The organism is Bradyrhizobium sp. STM 3566 (assembly GCF_045571445.1).
In the GTDB taxonomy this organism is placed as follows: Bacteria; Pseudomonadota; Alphaproteobacteria; order Rhizobiales; family Xanthobacteraceae; genus Bradyrhizobium; species Bradyrhizobium vignae.
Map to the genome: position 1 here is coordinate 3314830 of NZ_CP120692.1, position 17898 is coordinate 3332727.

Genomic DNA, 17898 nt, shown 5'->3' on the forward strand with positions numbered 1-17898 from the left:
TTCCGGGCCGGGCGCTTATCTCCTTCGGATCGGAGAAACGTCGATGCTGGTCGAGCGCGGGCTTCAGGCCACGAACGTAGAACTCGTGAGCAAGGCCTACGCCATTGCCGCGAACTTCCTTCGCCGTTCGGGCGCCATCCCCGACTCGCTGGTCACCGACGAACGCCTGCTCGGCCTCATCGTGAAGCTGCTCCAGCAAGGCGAATTCAACAAGATCAGGCTGGCGAACAAGGCAATCGCCAAGTTCCAGCAGACCGAGGCCAGAGCGGTTGCCTGATCAAGACTCCCAAATTAGCGACAAACCAGAGGGTGCCATGGAAGCCGCCGTCGACCGCATCATGCAGACCTATGACCTGCTCGCCAACCGCACCGCGGCGGCGAGTGAGGAGGCGCGGGAAAAGGTGACGAACTACCTCAATACCCTGATGGAAGCGGGCGAGACGGACCCGCACAGATTGACGGTCTGCGGTCTGACCTATTTGCGCCAGCTCGACGGCAGCGTGGACCCGGTCAAGGCGGGGTATACCGGGCTGTGAAACGACGCCGGCTCCGCCGGGTTGCCGTTTGCGAGGAATGAGGCCAAAGCGGCCCTGGTCCCCGAGGAGCGGCTCCCCGGAACCGATCTCGGGATGAGAACCTCCAATCCCCCATATCTTGCATAAATATCAGGCCCCACCCGCAAATGCTTGGCCTGTTGCGGGCGATGTGGTAGATCGCGCGTGCTTCCGACCGCCACACCAGACACGCCCGTAGCCCGCCAAAAGGCTGCGGCGGTGGAGATATTCGCAAGATGACCGCACCCAAAACCGCCTCCGCGCCCGATTCGTTTTTCACCGCCTCGCTCGAGAAGGCCGATCCGGAAATCGCCGCCGCCATCAAGGGCGAGCTCGGCCGGCAGCGCCATGAGGTCGAGCTGATCGCTTCCGAGAACATCGTCAGCCGGGCCGTGCTGGAAGCGCAGGGTTCGGTGATGACCAACAAGTACGCGGAGGGTTATCCGGGCGCGCGGTACTACGGCGGTTGTGAGTGGGTCGACGTCGCCGAGAACCTCGCGATAGATCGCGCCAAGAAGCTGTTCGGTGCCAACTTCGCCAACGTGCAGCCGAACTCCGGCAGCCAGATGAACCAGGCGGTGTTTCTGGCGCTGCTTCAGCCCGGCGACACCTTCATGGGTCTCGATCTCGCCGCCGGCGGCCATCTCACCCACGGCTCGCCCGTCAACATGAGCGGCAAGTGGTTCAAGGCCGCGCACTACACCGTGCGCCGCGAGGACCAGATCATCGACATGGATGCGGTGGCCAAGCAGGCCGAAGAGGTCAAGCCGAAGCTGATCGTCGCCGGCGGGTCGGCCTATTCGCGCGCCTGGGACTTCAAGCGTTTCCGCGAGATCGCCGACAGCGTCGGCGCCTATCTCCTGGTCGACATGGCGCACTTCGCCGGCCTCGTCGCCGGCGGCGTACATGCTTCGCCGGTGCCCTATGCCCACGTCACCACCACCACGACGCACAAGTCCCTGCGCGGTCCGCGCGGCGGCCTGATGCTGTGGAATGACGAGACGCTGACCAAGAAGCTCAACGGGGCGATTTTCCCGGGCCTCCAGGGCGGTCCCCTCATGCATGTGATCGCGGCGAAGGCGGTCGCCTTCGGCGAGGCGCTGCGTCCGGACTTCAAGGTCTATGCCAAGAACGTCGTCGAGAACGCCAAGGCGCTGGCCGAGGCGATGAAGAGCCACGGGTTCGACATCGTCTCCGGCGGCACCGACAACCATCTGATGCTGGTCGACCTCAGGCCGAAGGGCCTGAAGGGCAACGTCTCGGAGAAGGCGCTGGTCCGCGCCGCCATCACCTGCAACAAGAACGGCATTCCGTTCGATCCCGAAAAGCCGTTCGTCACCTCGGGCCTGCGGCTCGGCACGCCGGCTGCGACCACGCGCGGCTTCGGTGTCGCCGAATTCCAGCAGGTCGCCGGCATGATCGCCGAGGTCCTCAACGCGATCGCGCAGTCCTCCGACGGCAAGGCGCCGCTGGTGGAAGCTGCGATCAAGGAACGAGTCAAGGCGCTCACCGATCGGTTCCCGATCTACCAGTAAGGCAAGGCCAAGCGGATGCGCTGCCCGAACTGCAACAGTCTCGATACGCAGGTAAAGGACTCGCGTCCGACCGAGGACTCGTCCGTGATCCGCAGGCGGCGCGTGTGCGTCGCCTGCAATTTCCGCTTCACCACCTTCGAGCGCGTGCAGCTGCGCGAACTCACGGTGATCAAGCGCAACGGCCGCCGCGTGCCGTTCGACCGCGACAAGCTGATGCGCTCGGTGCAGATTTCGTTGCGCAAGCGGCAGGTCGAGCCTGAAAGGGTGGAGAAGATGGTCTCCACCATCGTGCGCGAGCTCGAGACCGGGGGCGAGGCCGAGATCTCCTCGGAGGTGATCGGCGAGACCGTGATGGAGCATCTGCGCACGCTCGACGACGTCGCCTATGTGCGCTTTGCCTCCGTCTACCGCAATTTCCGCGAGGCCAAGGATTTCGCCGACGTGCTCGGCGAGCTCTCCGGTGAGGAGGAAGCGCGGCTCGCCGCGATCCGCAAATGATCTTCCGCATCCTGGAGGATCAGTTCGCGCAGAAGGCGCGCGAGGCCAGGGATGCCGATCGGCGCTTCATGCAGCTGGCGCTGGCGCTGGGTAAGCGCGGGCAGGGGCGGACCTGGCCCAATCCGGCCGTGGGCGCCGTCATCGTCAAGGACGGGATCATCATCGGCCGCGGCTGGACGCAGCCCGGAGGACGGCCGCATGGCGAGCCTGAAGCGCTAAGGCGCGCGGGCGAGGCCGCGCGGGGCGCCACTCTCTACGTCACGCTGGAGCCGTGCTCGCATTTCGGCAAGTCGCCCCCTTGCGCCGACGCGGTGATTGCAGCGGGAATCAAGCGTGTGGTCGCGGCGATCGAGGATCCCAATCCTGAAGTCGCAGGCCAGGGCCATGCGCGCCTGCGCGCGGCCGGCATCAATGTGGATGTCGGTTTGTGCGCGGCGGAGGCCGCGTTCGATCATGCCGGCCATTTCCGTCGCATCCGCGACAGGCGCCCGCATGTGATCTTGAAGCTCGCGATCTCGCCTGACGGCAAGATCGGTGCGGCAGGCGGCAAGCCGGTCGCGATCACGGGCGAGGCCGTGCGCGATCGCGTGCACCTCTTGCGCGCGCAGAGCGATGCCATTCTGGTCGGGATCGGCACGGTGCTGGCGGACGATCCGCTTCTCACCTGCCGGCTGCCTGGCATGGCGGCGCGCTCGCCGGTGCGTATCGTGCTCGATCAGAGCCTGCGCATTCCCGCATCGAGCCGGCTCGTGCGATCCGCGCGCGAGACGCCGCTCTGGGTGGTTGGTTCCGAGCTCGCCGAGGCTGCTGCTGCCATGCGGCTTGGCGCGGCCGGTGCGCAAATGTTGCGCGTGCCTCGGGGCGGTGCGTCCGGGCTCGATCTTCCGGCCGTGCTGCATGCGCTGGCCGAGAAGGGCATCACGCGGCTGATGGTCGAGGGGGGTAGCCGTGTTGCGGCTTCGTTCATGGCGGCCGATCTCGTCGACGAGATCTGGCTGTTCCGCGGCACGGAAGCGGTGGGCGAAGGCGGCGTCGATGCGCTCGATGCATTGCCCCTGTCGAAAATCACGCAGTCGCAGGCCTACAAGGTTCATGCTAGCGAGACCTTCGGCAAGGATACTCTCACCATCTACGAGCGCGCGTAATGTTCACCGGCATTGTCACCGATATCGGCGAGATCGTCAGCTTCACGCCAACGGCGCAGGGGCAGCTGCACCGCCTGCGCATCGCCTGCCGCTACGATCAGAGCACCATCGCCGACGGTGCCTCGATCGCCTGCAACGGCGTCTGCCTGACCGTGGTTGCCTCGGGCGTTGCCGACGGCAGGGACTCTAAGCAAAGGACCTGGTTCGACGTCGATACCGCGGCCGAGACGCTGGCGCTGACGACCGCCAAGCACTGGAAGGTGGGGACGAAGCTCAATCTCGAGCGCGCGCTGAAGATCGGTGACGAACTCGGCGGCCACATCGTCGCCGGCCATGCCGACGGGATCGCCACCATCGTCAGCCGCGAGGACCTGCCTGATATGGCGCGCTTCGTGCTCTCGACGACGCGGGAGCTGGCGCGGTACATCGCCACCAAGGGCTCGATCACGCTCGACGGCGTGTCGCTCACGATCAATACGGTTGCAGACGTGACCTTTTCGGTGCTGATCATCCCGCACACGCTTGATGTCACGACCATCGGCGGCTGGAAGGCGGGCGACGAGGTCAACATCGAGGTTGACCTGATGGCCCGCTACGCGGCGCGGCTGACGGAAATGAAGTGACCGGCGCTTGCTGTCATTTCGGGTTCGGCTCTTCGAGCCGCCCCGGAATGACGGTGCCCTTTTGAACTTGGCTTACCCGCCTGCGGCGACTACATAACGCGCCGACCCAGTAGAACGGATTGAACGATGGCAGACGCGCGGCGCGCACCCCTGAAGGACCAGACCGACATTTCCGGCGCGCGCGCGCTCGTAGTCGAGGCGCGGTTCTATGACGATCTCCAGGACGCGCTGCTCGAAGGCGCGGTGGCCGAGCTGAAGGCAGCCGGCCTGACGCATGACGTCATCACGGTTCCCGGTGCGCTGGAGATCCCGGCGGCAGTCGCGATCGCGGTCGATGCCGCGGCGGCGAACGGCAAGCCCTATGACGCGGTGATCGCGCTTGGCTGCGTGATCCGCGGCGACACCATTCATTTCGAGATCGTGTCGCAGGAATCCTCGCGCGCGCTGATGGACCTCGCCGTGACGCGAAAGCTGCCGCTCGGCAACGGCATCCTCACCGTCAACAATGAGGACCAGGCCTGGGCGCGGGCGCGCGCCAGCGAGCTCAACAAGGGTGGCGACGCCGCGCGCGCGGCGCTGGCGATGCTGCGCATCAAACGCCGCCTGGCACGGGCCTGAAGCCATGGCCGACAACAGCAAGAAGCCGGCTGGCACTCCAGAGAAGAAAGCAAACCGGCGCGGCGCGGCGCGGCTCGCCGCCGTGCAGGCGCTGTACCAGATGGACATCGCCGGCGCCGGCATCAACGATATCTTCGCCGAGTTCGAGAGCCATTGGCTGGGCAACGAGGTCGAGGGCGACACGTACCTGCCGGCTGAAGCCGCGTTCTTCCGCGACGTCGTCTCCGGCGTCGTGCGCGACCAGAAGAAGCTCGATCCGCTGATCGACGAGGCGTTGTCGAAGGGCTGGCCCTTGAAGCGGATCGAAGCCATCCTGCGCGCGGTGCTGCGCGCGGGTGCCTACGAGCTCCAGCACCGCAAGGACGTGCCGGGCCGCGTCGTGGTCTCCGAATATGTCGACGTCGCCAATGCTTTCGTCGACCGCGAGGAGACGGGCATGGTCAACGCCGTGCTCGACCAGATCGGCCGCCAGTTTCGTGGTGACGAGTTCGGGCGGGGGTAATTGAGGCGATGACTTCCGCCGTAGCCGTCACCTGAGGTGCCGGAGCGAAGCGGAGGCCTCGAAGGGCGGCGGCGTGCCGCTGAGGCAACACCTCGGCCGGCCATCCTTCGAGGCTCGCAAGGGCTCGCACCTCAGAATGACGGGTCTGCTATCGTGACGCAGGACAAGAACAAAGCTTCCGGCGAAGACTCCCTCATCGCGCGCTATTTCAAGCCGCTGGCGACTGACCCCGGCGCGTTCGGGCTGGTCAATGACGCTGCGGTGCTGCCCTCATCCGGCGAGGACATCGTCGTCACCACCGACGCCGTCGTCGAGGGCGTGCATTATCTTGCCAGCGATCCGCCTGACACCATCGCGCGCAAGGCGCTGCGGGTGAACCTGTCCGATCTCGCCGCCAAGGGCGCGTTGCCGGCAGGTTTCGTGCTGACGCTGGCATTGCGCAGCAAGGAGGATGCCTGGCTCCGTCCTTTTGCGGACGCGCTGGGCGAGGACGCAAAGAATTTCGCTTGTCCTCTGCTCGGCGGCGACACGGTGTCGACGCCGGGTCCGCAGATGATCTCGATCACAGCCTTCGGCCGTGTGCCTCGGGGGCGGATGATCGGCCGTACCGGCGCAAGGCCGGGCGACCGCATCCTGGTGACAGGGACGATCGGCGATGCCGCGCTTGGCCTGGACGTGCTCAGAGGCGGCGCCGCTGCCGGCGCGCTGACATCCGATCCCGCTGCACGGGATTTTCTCATCTCACGCTATCGGGTGCCGCAGCCGCGCAACGTGCTGGCGCGAGCGGTGCGCGATCATGCGACCGCCGCGATGGACGTTTCCGACGGCCTCGCTGGTGACCTGACCAAACTCTGTGCAGCGTCCGAGGTTTCGGCTTCGGTCGATGTGACAAGCGTGCCACTCTCGGCCGCGGCAGCCGGCCTGCTCGCCGGCAACGTCGTTCGCGTCGAGACGCTGCTCGCGGGGGGCGATGACTACGAGGTGCTGTGCACCGTTCCGCCCGCGCAAAGCGACGCGCTGATTGCGGCGGGGCAAGCCATGGGCGTTGCCGTGACCGCGATCGGTACGATCGTGGAGGGGCACGAGCGGCCGCGCTTCCTGGACGGGCAGGGCCAGGAACTGCTCTTGACGCGGCTGTCCTACAGCCACTTCTAGGAATTGCGCCAAACCGGCATCTTAGTTCGCAGCACTTGGTCCTAAATACCTGCCGAGATCGGCGATTTCGGCCTTATCCGGCGTTGCACCCTCAATTTGATTTTGGCAAGCTCGCAACCGACTGGAGCCGCCCCTCAGGGCAAGGGGGCGGCTTTGTTCAAAATCAAGGCGCCGCACCGCACGACGGACAACAAAAGGCGCCGGGGGTACATCAAGGATCTGAGGCAAAAATCACATGACAGCATTATGGTTGATAGTGCTCTGCGGAGTGCTTTCCGTCGTCTACGCGATTTGGGCGACGTCTTCGGTGTTGGGCGCGGATGCGGGGTCGCCGCGCATGCAGGAGATCGCGGGCGCAGTGCGCGAAGGCGCACAGGCGTATCTGCGGCGCCAGTACACCACGATCGGTCTCGTCGGCATCGTCATCTTCGTGCTCCTTGCCTATTTCCTCGGGGTCTATGTCGCGATCGGTTTTGCCATCGGCGCGGTCCTGTCGGGAGCGGCCGGCTTCATCGGCATGAACGTCTCGGTCCGCGCCAATGTGCGCACCGCCCAGGCTGCGACGACGTCGCTTGCCGGCGGCCTCGAGCTCGCCTTCAAGGCGGGCGCCATCACCGGACTTCTGGTTGCCGGTCTCGCGCTGTTGGGCGTGACCCTCTATTTCGGCTTCCTGGTCCACTCGCTGAAGCTCGCGCCCGATAGCCGCACCGTCGTCGACGCCATGGTGGCGCTCGGCTTCGGTGCCTCGCTGATCTCGATCTTCGCCCGTCTCGGCGGCGGCATCTTCACCAAGGGTGCTGACGTCGGCGGCGACCTCGTCGGTAAGGTCGAGGCCGGCATTCCCGAGGACGATCCGCGCAACCCGGCGACCATCGCCGACAACGTCGGCGACAATGTCGGCGACTGCGCCGGCATGGCCGCCGACCTGTTCGAGACCTATGCGGTGACCGCGGTCGCCACCATGGTCCTGGCGGCGATCTTCTTCGCCAAGACGCCGATCCTCGCCAACATGATGACGCTGCCGCTCGCGATCGGCGGCATCTGCATCATCACCTCGATCATCGGCACCTTCTTCGTCAAGCTCGGGCCGAGCCAGTCGATCATGGGCGCGCTCTACAAGGGCCTGATCGCGACCGGCATCCTGTCGCTGATCGGCATCGCGCTGGTGATCTACTACCTGATCGGCTTCGGCAAGCTCGAGGGCGTCGATTACACGGGCATGGCGCTGTTCGAGTGCGGCGTGGTCGGCCTCGTCGTTACCGCGCTGATCATCTGGATCACCGAATACTACACCGGCACCGACTACCGTCCGGTGAAGTCGATTGCGCAGGCCTCGGTCACCGGCCATGGCACCAACGTGATCCAGGGTCTCGCCGTCTCGATGGAAGCGACCGCGCTGCCCGCGATCGTGATCATCGCCGGTATCCTCGTCACCTATAGCCTCGCCGGCCTGTTCGGCATCGCGATCGCGACTGCCACCATGCTGGCACTGGCCGGCATGATCGTCGCGCTCGACGCCTTCGGCCCCGTCACCGACAATGCCGGTGGCATCGCAGAAATGGCGGGCCTGCCGAAGGAGGTGCGCAAGTCGACCGACGCGCTCGATGCGGTCGGCAACACCACCAAGGCAGTGACCAAGGGTTACGCGATCGGCTCCGCCGGTCTCGGTGCCCTCGTGCTGTTCGCGGCCTACAACCAGGACCTCAAGTTCTTCGTAGCGGACAGCGCGCAGCACGCCTACTTCGCCGGCGTCAATCCGGACTTCTCGCTCAACAACCCCTATGTGGTCGTGGGCCTCTTGTTCGGCGGCCTGTTGCCGTATCTGTTCGGCGCGCTGGGCATGACCGCAGTCGGCCGTGCGGCCGGCGCGATCGTCGAGGAGGTGCGCCGTCAGTTCCGCGAGAAGCCGGGCATCATGCAGGGCACCGACAAGCCGGACTACGGCAAGGCGGTTGACCTCCTCACCCGCGCTGCGATCAAGGAGATGATCATCCCCTCGCTGCTGCCGGTGCTGTCGCCGATCGTCGTCTACTTCGTGATCTATGCGATCGCGGGCGGCGGCGCGGCCGGCAAGTCGGCCGCGTTCTCCGCCGTCGGCGCCATGCTGCTCGGCGTGATCGTGACGGGCCTGTTCGTCGCGATCTCCATGACCTCGGGCGGCGGCGCGTGGGACAACGCCAAGAAGTACATCGAGGACGGTCATTTCGGCGGCAAGGGCTCTGATGCCCACAAGTCGGCGGTGACCGGCGACACCGTCGGCGATCCCTACAAGGACACGGCGGGACCTGCGGTGAACCCGATGATCAAGATCACCAACATCGTCGCCTTGCTGCTGCTGGCGATTTTGGCGCACTGAGCGGCGGAAGCCGGAAAGACGAAACCCCGCGGCGCGAGCCGCGGGGTTTTGTTTGATGGGTTGGATGCTCTCACCTCGTCATTGCGCAATGACGAAGGAGGCAGCAGCGCTCGCGTGAACGCTATTGCACATCCATCTGCAGGCCTTCCTTCTGGATGATGCCGGCGAACTTCTTCGTCTCGGCCTCCACCAAGGCGGCGAACTGCTGCGGGGTGCCGTAGTCGGCGCGGGCGCCCATCGCGGCGATCTGCTTCTTGATGTCGTCGCGCTCCAGCATCGCCTTGACCTGGAGATTGAGCGCGTTGAGCACCTCGGGTGAGACCCCCTTCGGCAGGAACACGGAGAACCAGGACGAGACGTCGAAGTTCGCCAATTCCGGCGCGCTCTCGCGCATGGTCGGCAGGTTCGGCGCGAGGTCGCTGCGCTCGGTCGTGGTGACGCAGAGGCCGTTGAGCGTGCCGTTCTGCACCTGAGGCAGGCTCGGATAGAGATTGTCGAACAGGATCTGGATGTCGCCGGCGAGCGCCGCTTGCAGCGCGGGTCCGGCGCCGCGGAATGGGATGTGTGTCATCTTCAGGCCGGTGAGCTGGAGGAACCAGGCGCCGGTGAGGTGGGGGCTCTGGCCGACGCCGGAGGAGGCGTAGCTGAGCTTGTCCGGATTGGCCTTCAGGTACGCGATCAGCTCGGGGACCGACTTGATGCCGGTCTTCGGATGCGCCGAGACGATGTTCGGGATCCGGATCATGTTCGACACCGGCTGCAGCTGGTCCGGCTTGTAGGTGAGGTTCTTGAAGATGCTGTAGGCGATCGCGTTCGGCCCCGGGTTGCCGATCAGGATGGTGTGTCCATCCGGCTTGGCGCGCACGGCCTCAGCCGTGCCGATCGTGCCGCCGCCGCCGGAGCGGTTTTCCACGACCGCCGACTGGCCCCAGGCGGTTTGCAGATGTGCTGCAAGGAGCCGGCCCATCACGTCGGTCGAGCCGCCGGCCGCAGCCGGCACGATGAGGCGGACGTTTTCGGTGGGCTTCCAGTCGGCGAGGCTCGATCGCGGCAGGATCGCTGCGGCCGAAAGGCCGGCAGCGCCGGCGAGCACGCGACGGCGGGACAAGAAAGTGTTCTGAAATGTGTTCTGAGTTTTATTGGGCACGAATCCGCTCCCTGCTTCTTGCTTTGCTGGGACGGTACGGAACCGCTCGTGCGGCCGCAAGTCGCGCGCGACGGCAAGCGCCGCGCGGAGGGTGGCACGAAGCCGCAGAGATCGAGCCATTTACCTTGCAGCGGAATTGGTGCGCGCACGATGACGCGAACCGATATCCACCTCGCTCGAAAATATCGCGAAGCCTCAGTTGAAGCTGAGCAGCTTGAACAGCGGAGCGAGGTAGCTCATCTCCTGACCCGAGGTCGGCGTGGTGCGGCTGATGAAGTCGAAGATCTTGCCGTCCTGGAGGCCGTAATTCGCAAGCCGGCGCACGCGCCGGTTCTTGTCGAAATAGATCGCGATCACGCGCTGATCGACCACCCTCTGGTTCATGAAGGCGACCGGGCGCTCCGAGCGCTGCGAGATGTAATAGAACACTTCACCGTCGAGGGTCGCGACGGTGGAGGGCGTGCCCATCACGATCAGCACCTGGTCCTGGCTCGCACCGATCGGAATCTGCTCGAGCGCGCCGGGCGGCAGGATGTAGCCCTTCTGGAACTGTTCACCGGTGCAGCCCGCAAGGGCCAGGCCGACCACGGCCGTAGCCGCGAGCATGCGCAAGCCGTGCCAGCATGCGTGAAGGCCGCGCCGCTTGTCCGCGCGCAGGCTGGTCTCGTTCGTTGTCGTCATAGTGGAACTGATTCCGTCCCCTTGCGTCGCGCGAGGCGCTGAAGTACCGGGCTGGGCGTCTGAATGCAACACGCGCGCGCCCGCTTGCGGAAACCACAATGCTTTGGCCGTTCAATCACTTCAGGAAACCCCGGCGAACCCCATCGGACACCATTGAAGCCATCTATGGCATGATCGTGACGCAGGCGCGAGAACCCATATTTTACCGCGACTTGGGCGTGCCCGATACGGTTAACGGGCGTTTCGACCTGTTGCTGCTGCATCTCTGGCTGCTGCTGCGCCGCCTGCGCACGGCCCAGGGCGCCACCGACCTGTCCCAGGCGCTGTTCGACCGCTTCTGCGAGGATATGGATGACAATCTGCGCGAGATGGGGGTGGGCGATCAGACCGTGCCGAAGCGGATGCGGGCCTTCGGCGAGGCCTTCTACGGCCGCGTCCAGGCCTATGACCAGGCCATGGAGGCCGGCGGCGAGGCGCTGGCATCGGCGATCTGCAAGAATATCTTGAATGGGACCGGCTTCGACCAGGCGCAGCGGCTTGCGGCCTATGCGCGGGCCAGTGAGGCCGATCTTGGCCGGACCGAGGAGGCTGCGCTGCTGCGCGCCGCCTTCAAGTTTCCTCCAGCACTCCCTGAGGATGTCACGCCATGAGCCGACCGAATGCCGGATCCGAGCCCGATCCCTGGCGGGCGCCCGTCATCGTTGCGCAGATCCCCGACGCCGGGCTGCATCGCGAGCTGGAGGCCTCGGCGGCCGAGCGACGGGCCATGGCGGAGGTCGCAGGCCTCCGCGAGATCCTGTCCGCCCATGCCAGCTTCGATGTCGTGCCGAAAAGCGGCGGGCGGGTCCAGGTCACGGGGCTCGTTCGCGGCCGGATCGGCCAGACCTGCGTCGTCACGCTCGATCCGATCGAGAGCGAGATCGAGGAGGAGGTGGACCTGATGTTCGCCCCCGAAGCCGAGGCGCGCCGCCTGGCCGACCTGATCGAGGAGGGACAGGATGGCGCGCCGTCTGAGGTCGCCGACCCGCCCGAGCCGATCGCTGGCGGCATCATCGACCTCGGCCGCCTCGCCACCGATGCCCTGTTCCTGGCGATCGATCCCTATCCGCGCAAGGAGGGGGCCGTGTTCGAGACGGAGGTCACCGCGCCCGATCCCGAGGACCATCCCTTCGCGGCGCTGAAGGCACTGCAGGACAAGAAGAAGGGCCAGTAGGGCATTTGCGCTTGCGGCCGCCTTGCGATCGGACCCGAGCCATTTGCCTTGATGGTTTGAAAGAACCTCTTATCTTTCTGATTTCAATGCGTTTCCTGCGAAATACGGTGTTCGCGGCCGGATCGTCCCGAATGCAAAAGGCTGGGGGCAAGAGGTTGTTTCGGGGGCACAAAACGCTATTGTCGCGCCCCGGTCCGGGTGCGGCGTGGCGCTTGGCCGATCGCCATGTCCGTGGCGAACCCATTTTGCGGCCCCGCTAGCACAGACCGCACCAGACCAGGTTTCCAGGACTTTTATGCCAAGCAAGGTTCGCATCGCGCTGGACGCCATGGGAGGCGATGTCGGCCCCGCCGTGGTCATTCCGGGCGCCGCCATCTCGCTGGGCAGGCATCGCGATACCGAGTTTCTGCTGGTCGGCGACCGCGCCAGGATCGAGCCCGAGCTCGATAAGCACCCGAAGCTGAAAGCCGCCTCCAAGATTGTCCATACCGACGTCGCCGTCAGCATGGAGGACAAGCCGAGCCAGGCGCTGCGGCGCGGCCGCAAGACCTCCTCGATGTGGCTCGCGATCGATGCGGTCAAGAAGGGCGAGGTGGATGTCGCGATCTCCGCCGGCAATACCGGCGCGCTGATGGCGATGGCGCGCTTCCATCTGCGGACGCTGCCGGGCATCGACCGGCCGGCCATCTCCGCGATCTGGCCGACCATGCGCGGCGAATCCGTCGTGCTCGACCTCGGCGCCACCCTCGGCGGCGATGCCCACCACCTGGTCTCGATGGCGGTGATGGGCGCGGCCAAGGCGAGCGTGCTGTTCAACAAGACGCGGCCGACGGTCGGGCTGCTCAATATCGGCGCCGAGGAGATCAAGGGCCACGAGGAGATCCGCGAGGCCAGCGAGATCCTGCGGGCGAGGAACCTGCCGGAGCTCGACTATATCGGCTTCGTCGAGGGCGACGGCATCGGCAAGGGGCTGGCCGACGTGATCGTCACTGAAGGTTTCAGCGGCAACATCGCGCTCAAGGCCGCCGAGGGAACCGCGCGGCAGATGGCGGAATTGCTCCGTAACGAGATGCGGCGGAGCTGGCTCTCCAAGCTCGGCTATGTGTTCGCCCGCAGCGCCTTCCAGGTCCTCCGCGACAAGATGGACCCCAACAAGTCCAATGGCGGCGTGCTGCTGGGACTGAACGGGGTGGTGGTCAAGAGCCATGGCGGAACCAACGCCGAAGGCTTTGCCTATGCGATCGATGTTGGCTATGAGATGGCTCACTACGATCTCCTGAACAAGATCAATCAGATGCTCAACCGCGAGGGTGGTGCACTCAGTTCCGTGCAGGCCGCGCAGGAGGCTGTTTCGTGACTCAAATTCGTTCGGTCGTGCTCGGCTGCGGCTCTTACTTGCCGGAGCAGGTGGTGACCAACGCCCAGTTGGCGGCGCGTATCGACACCTCCGACGAGTGGATCGTCCAGCGCACCGGCATTCGCGAGCGGCACATCGCGGCCGAGGGCGAGTTCACCTCGCACCTCGCGATCAAGGCGGCCCAGGCCGCGCTCACTCATGGCGGCGTGGACGCGCAATCGATCGAGCTCATCGTGCTCGCGACCTCGACGCCGGACAACACCTTCCCCGCGACGGCGGTCGCCGTGCAGCACGGGCTCGGCATCAACCATGGCGCGGCCTTCGATCTCCAGGCGGTGTGCTCGGGCTTCGTATTCGCGCTCGCTACCGCCGACAACTTCCTGCGTACCGGCGCCTACAAGCGCGCGCTGGTGATCGGTGCGGAGACCTTCTCGCGCATCCTCGACTGGAACGATCGCGGCACCTGCGTGCTGTTCGGCGACGGCGCCGGCGCCGTGGTGCTGGAAGCGCAGGAGCAGCCGGGCAATGCCGCGACCGATCGCGGCGTCCTGACCACTCACTTGCGCTCCGACGGCCGCCACAAGGCCAAGCTGTTCGTCGACGGCGGGCCGTCCTCGACCCAGACCGTCGGCCATCTGCGCATGGAAGGCCGCGAGGTCTTCAAGCATGCGGTCGGCATGATCACCGATGTCATCGTCGATGCCTTCAACGCGACCGGGCTCAATGCCGACAGCATCGACTGGTTCGTGCCGCACCAGGCCAACAAGCGGATCATCGATGCCTCCGCGCACAAGCTGCATATCGCGCCGGAGAAGGTGGTGCTGACGGTGGACCGCCACGGCAACACCTCGGCGGCTTCGATCCCGCTGGCGCTGTCGGTGGCTCGCAAGGACGGCCGCATCAAGAAGGGCGATCTGGTCCTGCTGGAAGCCATGGGCGGCGGCTTCACCTGGGGTTCCGCGCTGGTGCGCTGGTAAGCCACATCAGATAAAATTTTGCCGGAATCAGCGCCGATTATGAATGCGTCGGCATTGATGAGCGCTGTTGACCGTCGTATCGTAACCTCATAATTTCAGACAACAATTGTTCGCCGTGAGGTGGGGCAGGGCGATGACCGAGACCAGCAAAACCGTAACGCGAGTTGATCTTTGCGAAGCCGTCTACCAGAAGGTAGGTCTGTCGCGCACGGAGTCGTCCGCCTTCGTGGAACTCGTGCTGAAGGAGATCACCGACTGCCTGGAGAAGGGTGAGACGGTGAAATTGTCATCGTTCGGTTCCTTCATGGTGCGCAAGAAGGGTCAGCGTATCGGCCGTAACCCGAAGACTGGCACCGAGGTGCCGATCTCGCCGCGCCGCGTCATGGTGTTCAAGCCCTCGGCGATCCTGAAGCAGCGGATCAATGCCCAGCACCGCACCAACGGCGACGCCACCAAGGCACAACAGGAAGAGGCGTAACCGCCTTTCGGAAAGGACTGGCATTTGGACAAGGCGCCGGATGCGTTCCGAACCATCAGCGAAGTAGCGCAGGAACTCGACATTCCGCAGCACGTGCTGCGGTTCTGGGAGACCCGCTTCTCCCAGATCAAGCCGATGAAGCGCAGCGGCGGACGCCGCTATTACCGCCCCGACGATGTCGACCTGCTGAAGGGCATCCGCCGGCTGCTCTACGGCGAGGGCTACACCATCCGCGGGGTGCAGCGGATCCTGAAAGAGCACGGCGTCAAATCGGTGCAGGGCCTCGCCGACAGCGCGGCAGCAGTCTCGTTCGGAGCCATCGAGGACGCCATCGGGCAGAGCCTGATGGAGCCCGAGGACGAGGCGCCCATCAAGGGCATCACCGACACCGACGATGACGACTTCCAGGGCGATGAGGAGGAAGGCATCGACTTCCGCTTCACCGAGATCGACGACGAGGAGATCCTCACCACCTTCCGCAAGGGCGGCGCCGCCGCCGCACCCGCCGGCCCCAGCGCGGTGGACCGGGAGCGCTTGGGTCGGGCACTTGCCGATCTCGTCGCAGCCAAGGAGATGCTGGATCAGGCGCTGAAGGACGGGTGAAGAGCTGCTTCCCGCCGGCTTTGCGGGCAGTTCCGGGACGGTTTGGGCGGATACACCAAAATGGTGTGACGTCGCCTTGCGCAAAGCGGCGATCCTAGCTAATGGAACGACATTCGGAGCGTGGCGCAGCCCGGTTAGCGCACTAGTCTGGGAGACTAGGGGTCGGAGGTTCAAATCCTCTCGCTCCGACCAACAAAATCAAAGGCTTAGCCGGAAGCCTCGTGACCCCAAAATTGAGCTAGGAAACAAGTGGGAAACAACGGCGGGCGGGGGTGTGCCTGCGATCTCTTTTTTTTGCGCGCTCAACAAAAAAAAGTCCGCCTTGCGCCGAACAAGTTGAGGATGGGGCGTTGACCATAGAGGTGCATGCAGGGGCGTCGTCGCTCTCTAAGGGGCGATTTAATCGACAAGCTGCCATTGCCTCGCGTACACAAGACTGAAGCACATTGAAAAGCGCACCGCCGAATTAAGGGTATGAGGCGGACGGTAGGGGCGGCATGTTCAGGCACAGGCGTGTGTCTAGCCGACTCTGATGACCGAAGAAAAACGGTCGCTCGCCTTCCGGGCGAGTTGCAGCCACTCCCGAGCTGCGGTTTCGCGACACACGCCTACTAGTCATGACCCGAGCTGCGGCGCGGGACCCGAAAACAGCCTGATCTTCAAATCCTGTTTTCGGGAGACTACCAATGACTACCGTTACGCGGCGCACAGCGTGCGCCACGATTCCCGCTGACTTCCCCAATCCGCACCGACTCGGCGGCCGAGACTTGTTCATTACGATACTCGGCAACCCGAGCGTTACAACGTTCAATCGCATGTTGGCCGCTGGAAAGATTCCCCAGCCGCGCAAGCTAGGACATCTGAACCGCTGGCTCGAAACCGAGATGGCCGCCGTCCGTGATTCGGGAGTCGCACGATGACCCGCGACCTAGACACGCTTGCACGCCTGGTCCGCCGTCACGCTGACCGCCTTCCGCTTCCGTCGCATATCGTTCGCGGCGAACTCGCAATCCCGCTCGCGTCATGGCTCGGCGGCCTGTCGACCGACCGCCAGCCCGCGCCTACGCACGTTGCGGCACTAATAGGCCACCCGGCGGAACGGCCCACCGTGGGCGAGATCGCCGCGACCCTGGCCGCTCGCATCGCTGAAGAGCGCCAAGCCTGATCACTCTGCACGCCGTAACGCCGCAGCGTCGTGAAGCCTCTCAGTGAGAAGCGACACGCCGCGCGGTGATGGGGACTGACTTACCATGAATCACGATACACCCGCTTCGCTGTTCGATGACCGCGAAGCACTCGCCCGCGACGGCGAAACTGAACTGAGAGAGCCGCTCTGCACGACCACAGCCTCGAAGAGCCTTGAGGCCGATGGCACCGCCTGGCTGGCTCAGCACGGCGACGACGCCAACGGAAACCCGCTTGGGACAGACGGCGCGCCCGTCGCAAGCGAAGACATCATGTCGCTTGGCAAACGTGTGAGCGAGAAGCGCGGTGCGTTGCGCCCTGAGTTCGTTAGCGAAGCCGCGCTGAACAGCGGGGCGAAGCTGCACGCGGACCCGGAGAGCGAAATCGACGCGAAGCGTCGGCACCAAGTTGCTATGCATAATTTCTACATTTCTCACACTCAGCCTTGCGAGGATGCGGGCCGATATGACCGGATTGAAGCGGGGCTCCGACTGCTCACCAACACCCAATCCGAGTTCGAGGCTGACTTTATCTTGGGAGCCATTCGCCGCGATTGCAAAATTCTCGGCGTCGGCACGCCTGCAAAGCTGGCGGTCGCAATGGGGTGCAGCACCTCGACAGTCTACACCCGCATGCGAGACGCGAGTCTTGACGCTGCAATCCTGGCGATTGCTGCTGAGAAGGACCAAAGCCTTGCCGACGCCCGCAAGCTGCGAAGCCTGAAGCTCGACATTCGGAGCGCAACGCGCGGCACCGTATTCGACAGCCCGGCTTGGCATCGCGAGATTGAACGGCTCTACGCGAGCTTGAAGTATCAGATGGTCGACGTGCTCGCGCGCGAAACGACGCTCAGCCGCTTCGACGCTCAGAAAGGCACCGACAGAGCGCTGAGCATGATCCCGCATAGCCGCCTTGAGCTGCTCGCGGAATTGGACCTTCTCAGCCCGGAAGTCTGCCGGATGCTGGGCAAGATGAGCGAGGCTGACCGCGACGAGTGGATTGCAGAGCGCGACGCGGAAAGCCTAGCGGAGCTGTGCGGCGACGCGGATCAACGGCGGAAGGCTTCGGAGCGTTGCGGCTCTCAGCGCTTTGTGAAGCGCATCAAAGCCTATCTCGCAGCGAATGGCCGTAACCCTAGCGGGCCGGTGCTGCCGAAGCCCAACACGCCAGCGGCGCGCAAACCCAAGAAAGCCGCATTAACCAAGAGCACTAAACGAACTGCACGCGCGAACGTCGAAACGTCGATTGGCGCACAGACAGGGGGACTTTAA

20 protein-coding genes and 1 tRNA gene are annotated in these 17898 nt (G+C 64.9%); 19 read left to right on the plus strand and 2 right to left on the minus strand.

Annotated elements, in window-relative coordinates; all coding sequences use genetic code 11:
* Positions 1 to 43: 43 nt before the first annotated feature.
* The 10 genes from P6U27_RS15920 to P6U27_RS15965 all read left to right on the plus strand — a co-directional run bounded on the left by P6U27_RS15920 (position 44) and on the right by P6U27_RS15965 (position 8986).
* A complete protein-coding gene (locus tag P6U27_RS15920) occupies positions 44 to 277 on the plus strand; it encodes a hypothetical protein (protein ID WP_122402933.1) in 234 nt (77 codons plus the stop codon).
* A 37-nt stretch (positions 278 to 314) separates the two neighbouring features.
* A complete protein-coding gene (locus P6U27_RS15925) occupies positions 315 to 536 on the plus strand; it encodes a hypothetical protein (protein WP_122402934.1) in 222 nt (73 codons plus the stop codon).
* 254 nt (positions 537 to 790) lie between these two features.
* Positions 791 to 2089, plus strand: coding sequence for a serine hydroxymethyltransferase (glyA, locus tag P6U27_RS15930; RefSeq protein WP_122402935.1), 1299 nt, complete (start codon positions 791 to 793; stop codon positions 2087 to 2089).
* 15 nt (positions 2090 to 2104) lie between these two features.
* The gene (gene nrdR, locus P6U27_RS15935) at positions 2105 to 2587 is read left to right on the plus strand and encodes a transcriptional regulator NrdR (protein WP_011087793.1); all 483 of its coding nucleotides are present in this window, start codon (positions 2105 to 2107) and stop codon (positions 2585 to 2587) included.
* Complete coding sequence (gene ribD, locus P6U27_RS15940) at positions 2584 to 3732, plus strand: bifunctional diaminohydroxyphosphoribosylaminopyrimidine deaminase/5-amino-6-(5-phosphoribosylamino)uracil reductase RibD (RefSeq protein WP_122402936.1); 1149 nt, start codon at positions 2584 to 2586, stop codon at positions 3730 to 3732. Before nrdR ends, ribD begins: the two co-directional genes overlap by 4 nt.
* Complete coding sequence (locus tag P6U27_RS15945) at positions 3732 to 4355, plus strand: riboflavin synthase (RefSeq protein ID WP_122402937.1); 624 nt, start codon at positions 3732 to 3734, stop codon at positions 4353 to 4355. The genes ribD and P6U27_RS15945 overlap by 1 nt, the downstream gene beginning before the upstream one ends.
* 126 nt (positions 4356 to 4481) lie before the next feature.
* Positions 4482 to 4973 carry a 6,7-dimethyl-8-ribityllumazine synthase gene (gene ribH, locus P6U27_RS15950; RefSeq protein ID WP_122402938.1) on the plus strand — a complete coding sequence of 164 codons (492 nt, stop codon included), beginning with the start codon at positions 4482 to 4484 and terminating at the stop codon, positions 4971 to 4973.
* 4 nt (positions 4974 to 4977) lie between these two features.
* Positions 4978 to 5475 (plus strand): transcription antitermination factor NusB, encoded by a 498-nt coding sequence (nusB, locus tag P6U27_RS15955; protein WP_100232645.1) that lies wholly within the window; start codon positions 4978 to 4980, stop codon positions 5473 to 5475.
* Positions 5476 to 5628: 153 nt separating this feature from the next.
* Positions 5629 to 6630: a thiamine-phosphate kinase gene (thiL, locus tag P6U27_RS15960; protein ID WP_407194280.1), complete on the plus strand. Its 1002-nt coding sequence runs from the start codon at positions 5629 to 5631 to the stop codon at positions 6628 to 6630.
* Between the two features lie 235 nt (positions 6631 to 6865).
* Positions 6866 to 8986, plus strand: a complete 2121-nt coding sequence (locus P6U27_RS15965) for a sodium-translocating pyrophosphatase (RefSeq protein ID WP_122402940.1) — start codon at positions 6866 to 6868, stop codon at positions 8984 to 8986.
* A gap of 121 nt (positions 8987 to 9107) precedes the next feature.
* On the opposite strand, the gene P6U27_RS15970 is transcribed toward P6U27_RS15965, so the two are convergent.
* Complete coding sequence (locus P6U27_RS15970; RefSeq protein WP_407194281.1) at positions 9108 to 10094, minus strand: Bug family tripartite tricarboxylate transporter substrate binding protein; 987 nt, start codon at positions 10092 to 10094, stop codon at positions 9108 to 9110.
* 234 nt (positions 10095 to 10328) lie between these two features.
* Positions 10329 to 10814, minus strand: a complete 486-nt coding sequence (locus tag P6U27_RS15975; protein WP_162500245.1) for an outer membrane protein assembly factor BamE — start codon at positions 10812 to 10814, stop codon at positions 10329 to 10331.
* Positions 10815 to 10912: 98 nt separating this feature from the next.
* Here P6U27_RS15975 and P6U27_RS15980 point away from each other — a divergent pair, with 98 nt between their 5' ends.
* The 9 genes from P6U27_RS15980 (at position 10913) to P6U27_RS16020 (ending at position 17898) form a co-directional block, all read left to right on the plus strand.
* Positions 10913 to 11464 (plus strand): ubiquinol-cytochrome C chaperone family protein, encoded by a 552-nt coding sequence (locus P6U27_RS15980; RefSeq protein ID WP_209295874.1) that lies wholly within the window; start codon positions 10913 to 10915, stop codon positions 11462 to 11464.
* A complete protein-coding gene (locus P6U27_RS15985) occupies positions 11461 to 12027 on the plus strand; it encodes a DUF177 domain-containing protein (protein WP_122402943.1) in 567 nt (188 codons plus the stop codon). The genes P6U27_RS15980 and P6U27_RS15985 overlap by 4 nt, the downstream gene beginning before the upstream one ends.
* Before the next feature lie 295 nt (positions 12028 to 12322).
* Positions 12323 to 13384 (plus strand): phosphate acyltransferase PlsX, encoded by a 1062-nt coding sequence (gene plsX / locus P6U27_RS15990; protein ID WP_122402944.1) that lies wholly within the window; start codon positions 12323 to 12325, stop codon positions 13382 to 13384.
* Positions 13381 to 14361 (plus strand): beta-ketoacyl-ACP synthase III, encoded by a 981-nt coding sequence (locus P6U27_RS15995; RefSeq protein WP_407194282.1) that lies wholly within the window; start codon positions 13381 to 13383, stop codon positions 14359 to 14361. Before plsX ends, P6U27_RS15995 begins: the two co-directional genes overlap by 4 nt.
* Before the next feature lie 133 nt (positions 14362 to 14494).
* A complete protein-coding gene (locus P6U27_RS16000) occupies positions 14495 to 14839 on the plus strand; it encodes an integration host factor subunit alpha (RefSeq protein WP_162500246.1) in 345 nt (114 codons plus the stop codon).
* A 24-nt stretch (positions 14840 to 14863) separates the two neighbouring features.
* A complete protein-coding gene (locus P6U27_RS16005; RefSeq protein ID WP_122402946.1) occupies positions 14864 to 15442 on the plus strand; it encodes a MerR family transcriptional regulator in 579 nt (192 codons plus the stop codon).
* A 114-nt stretch (positions 15443 to 15556) separates the two neighbouring features.
* A tRNA-Pro gene (locus tag P6U27_RS16010) sits at positions 15557 to 15634 on the plus strand.
* 724 nt (positions 15635 to 16358) lie between these two features.
* Positions 16359 to 16607, plus strand: coding sequence for a hypothetical protein (locus tag P6U27_RS16015; RefSeq protein WP_407194283.1), 249 nt, complete (start codon positions 16359 to 16361; stop codon positions 16605 to 16607).
* A gap of 85 nt (positions 16608 to 16692) precedes the next feature.
* Entirely contained in the window at positions 16693 to 17898 is a 1206-nt protein-coding gene (locus P6U27_RS16020) for a hypothetical protein (protein ID WP_407194284.1), read from the plus strand.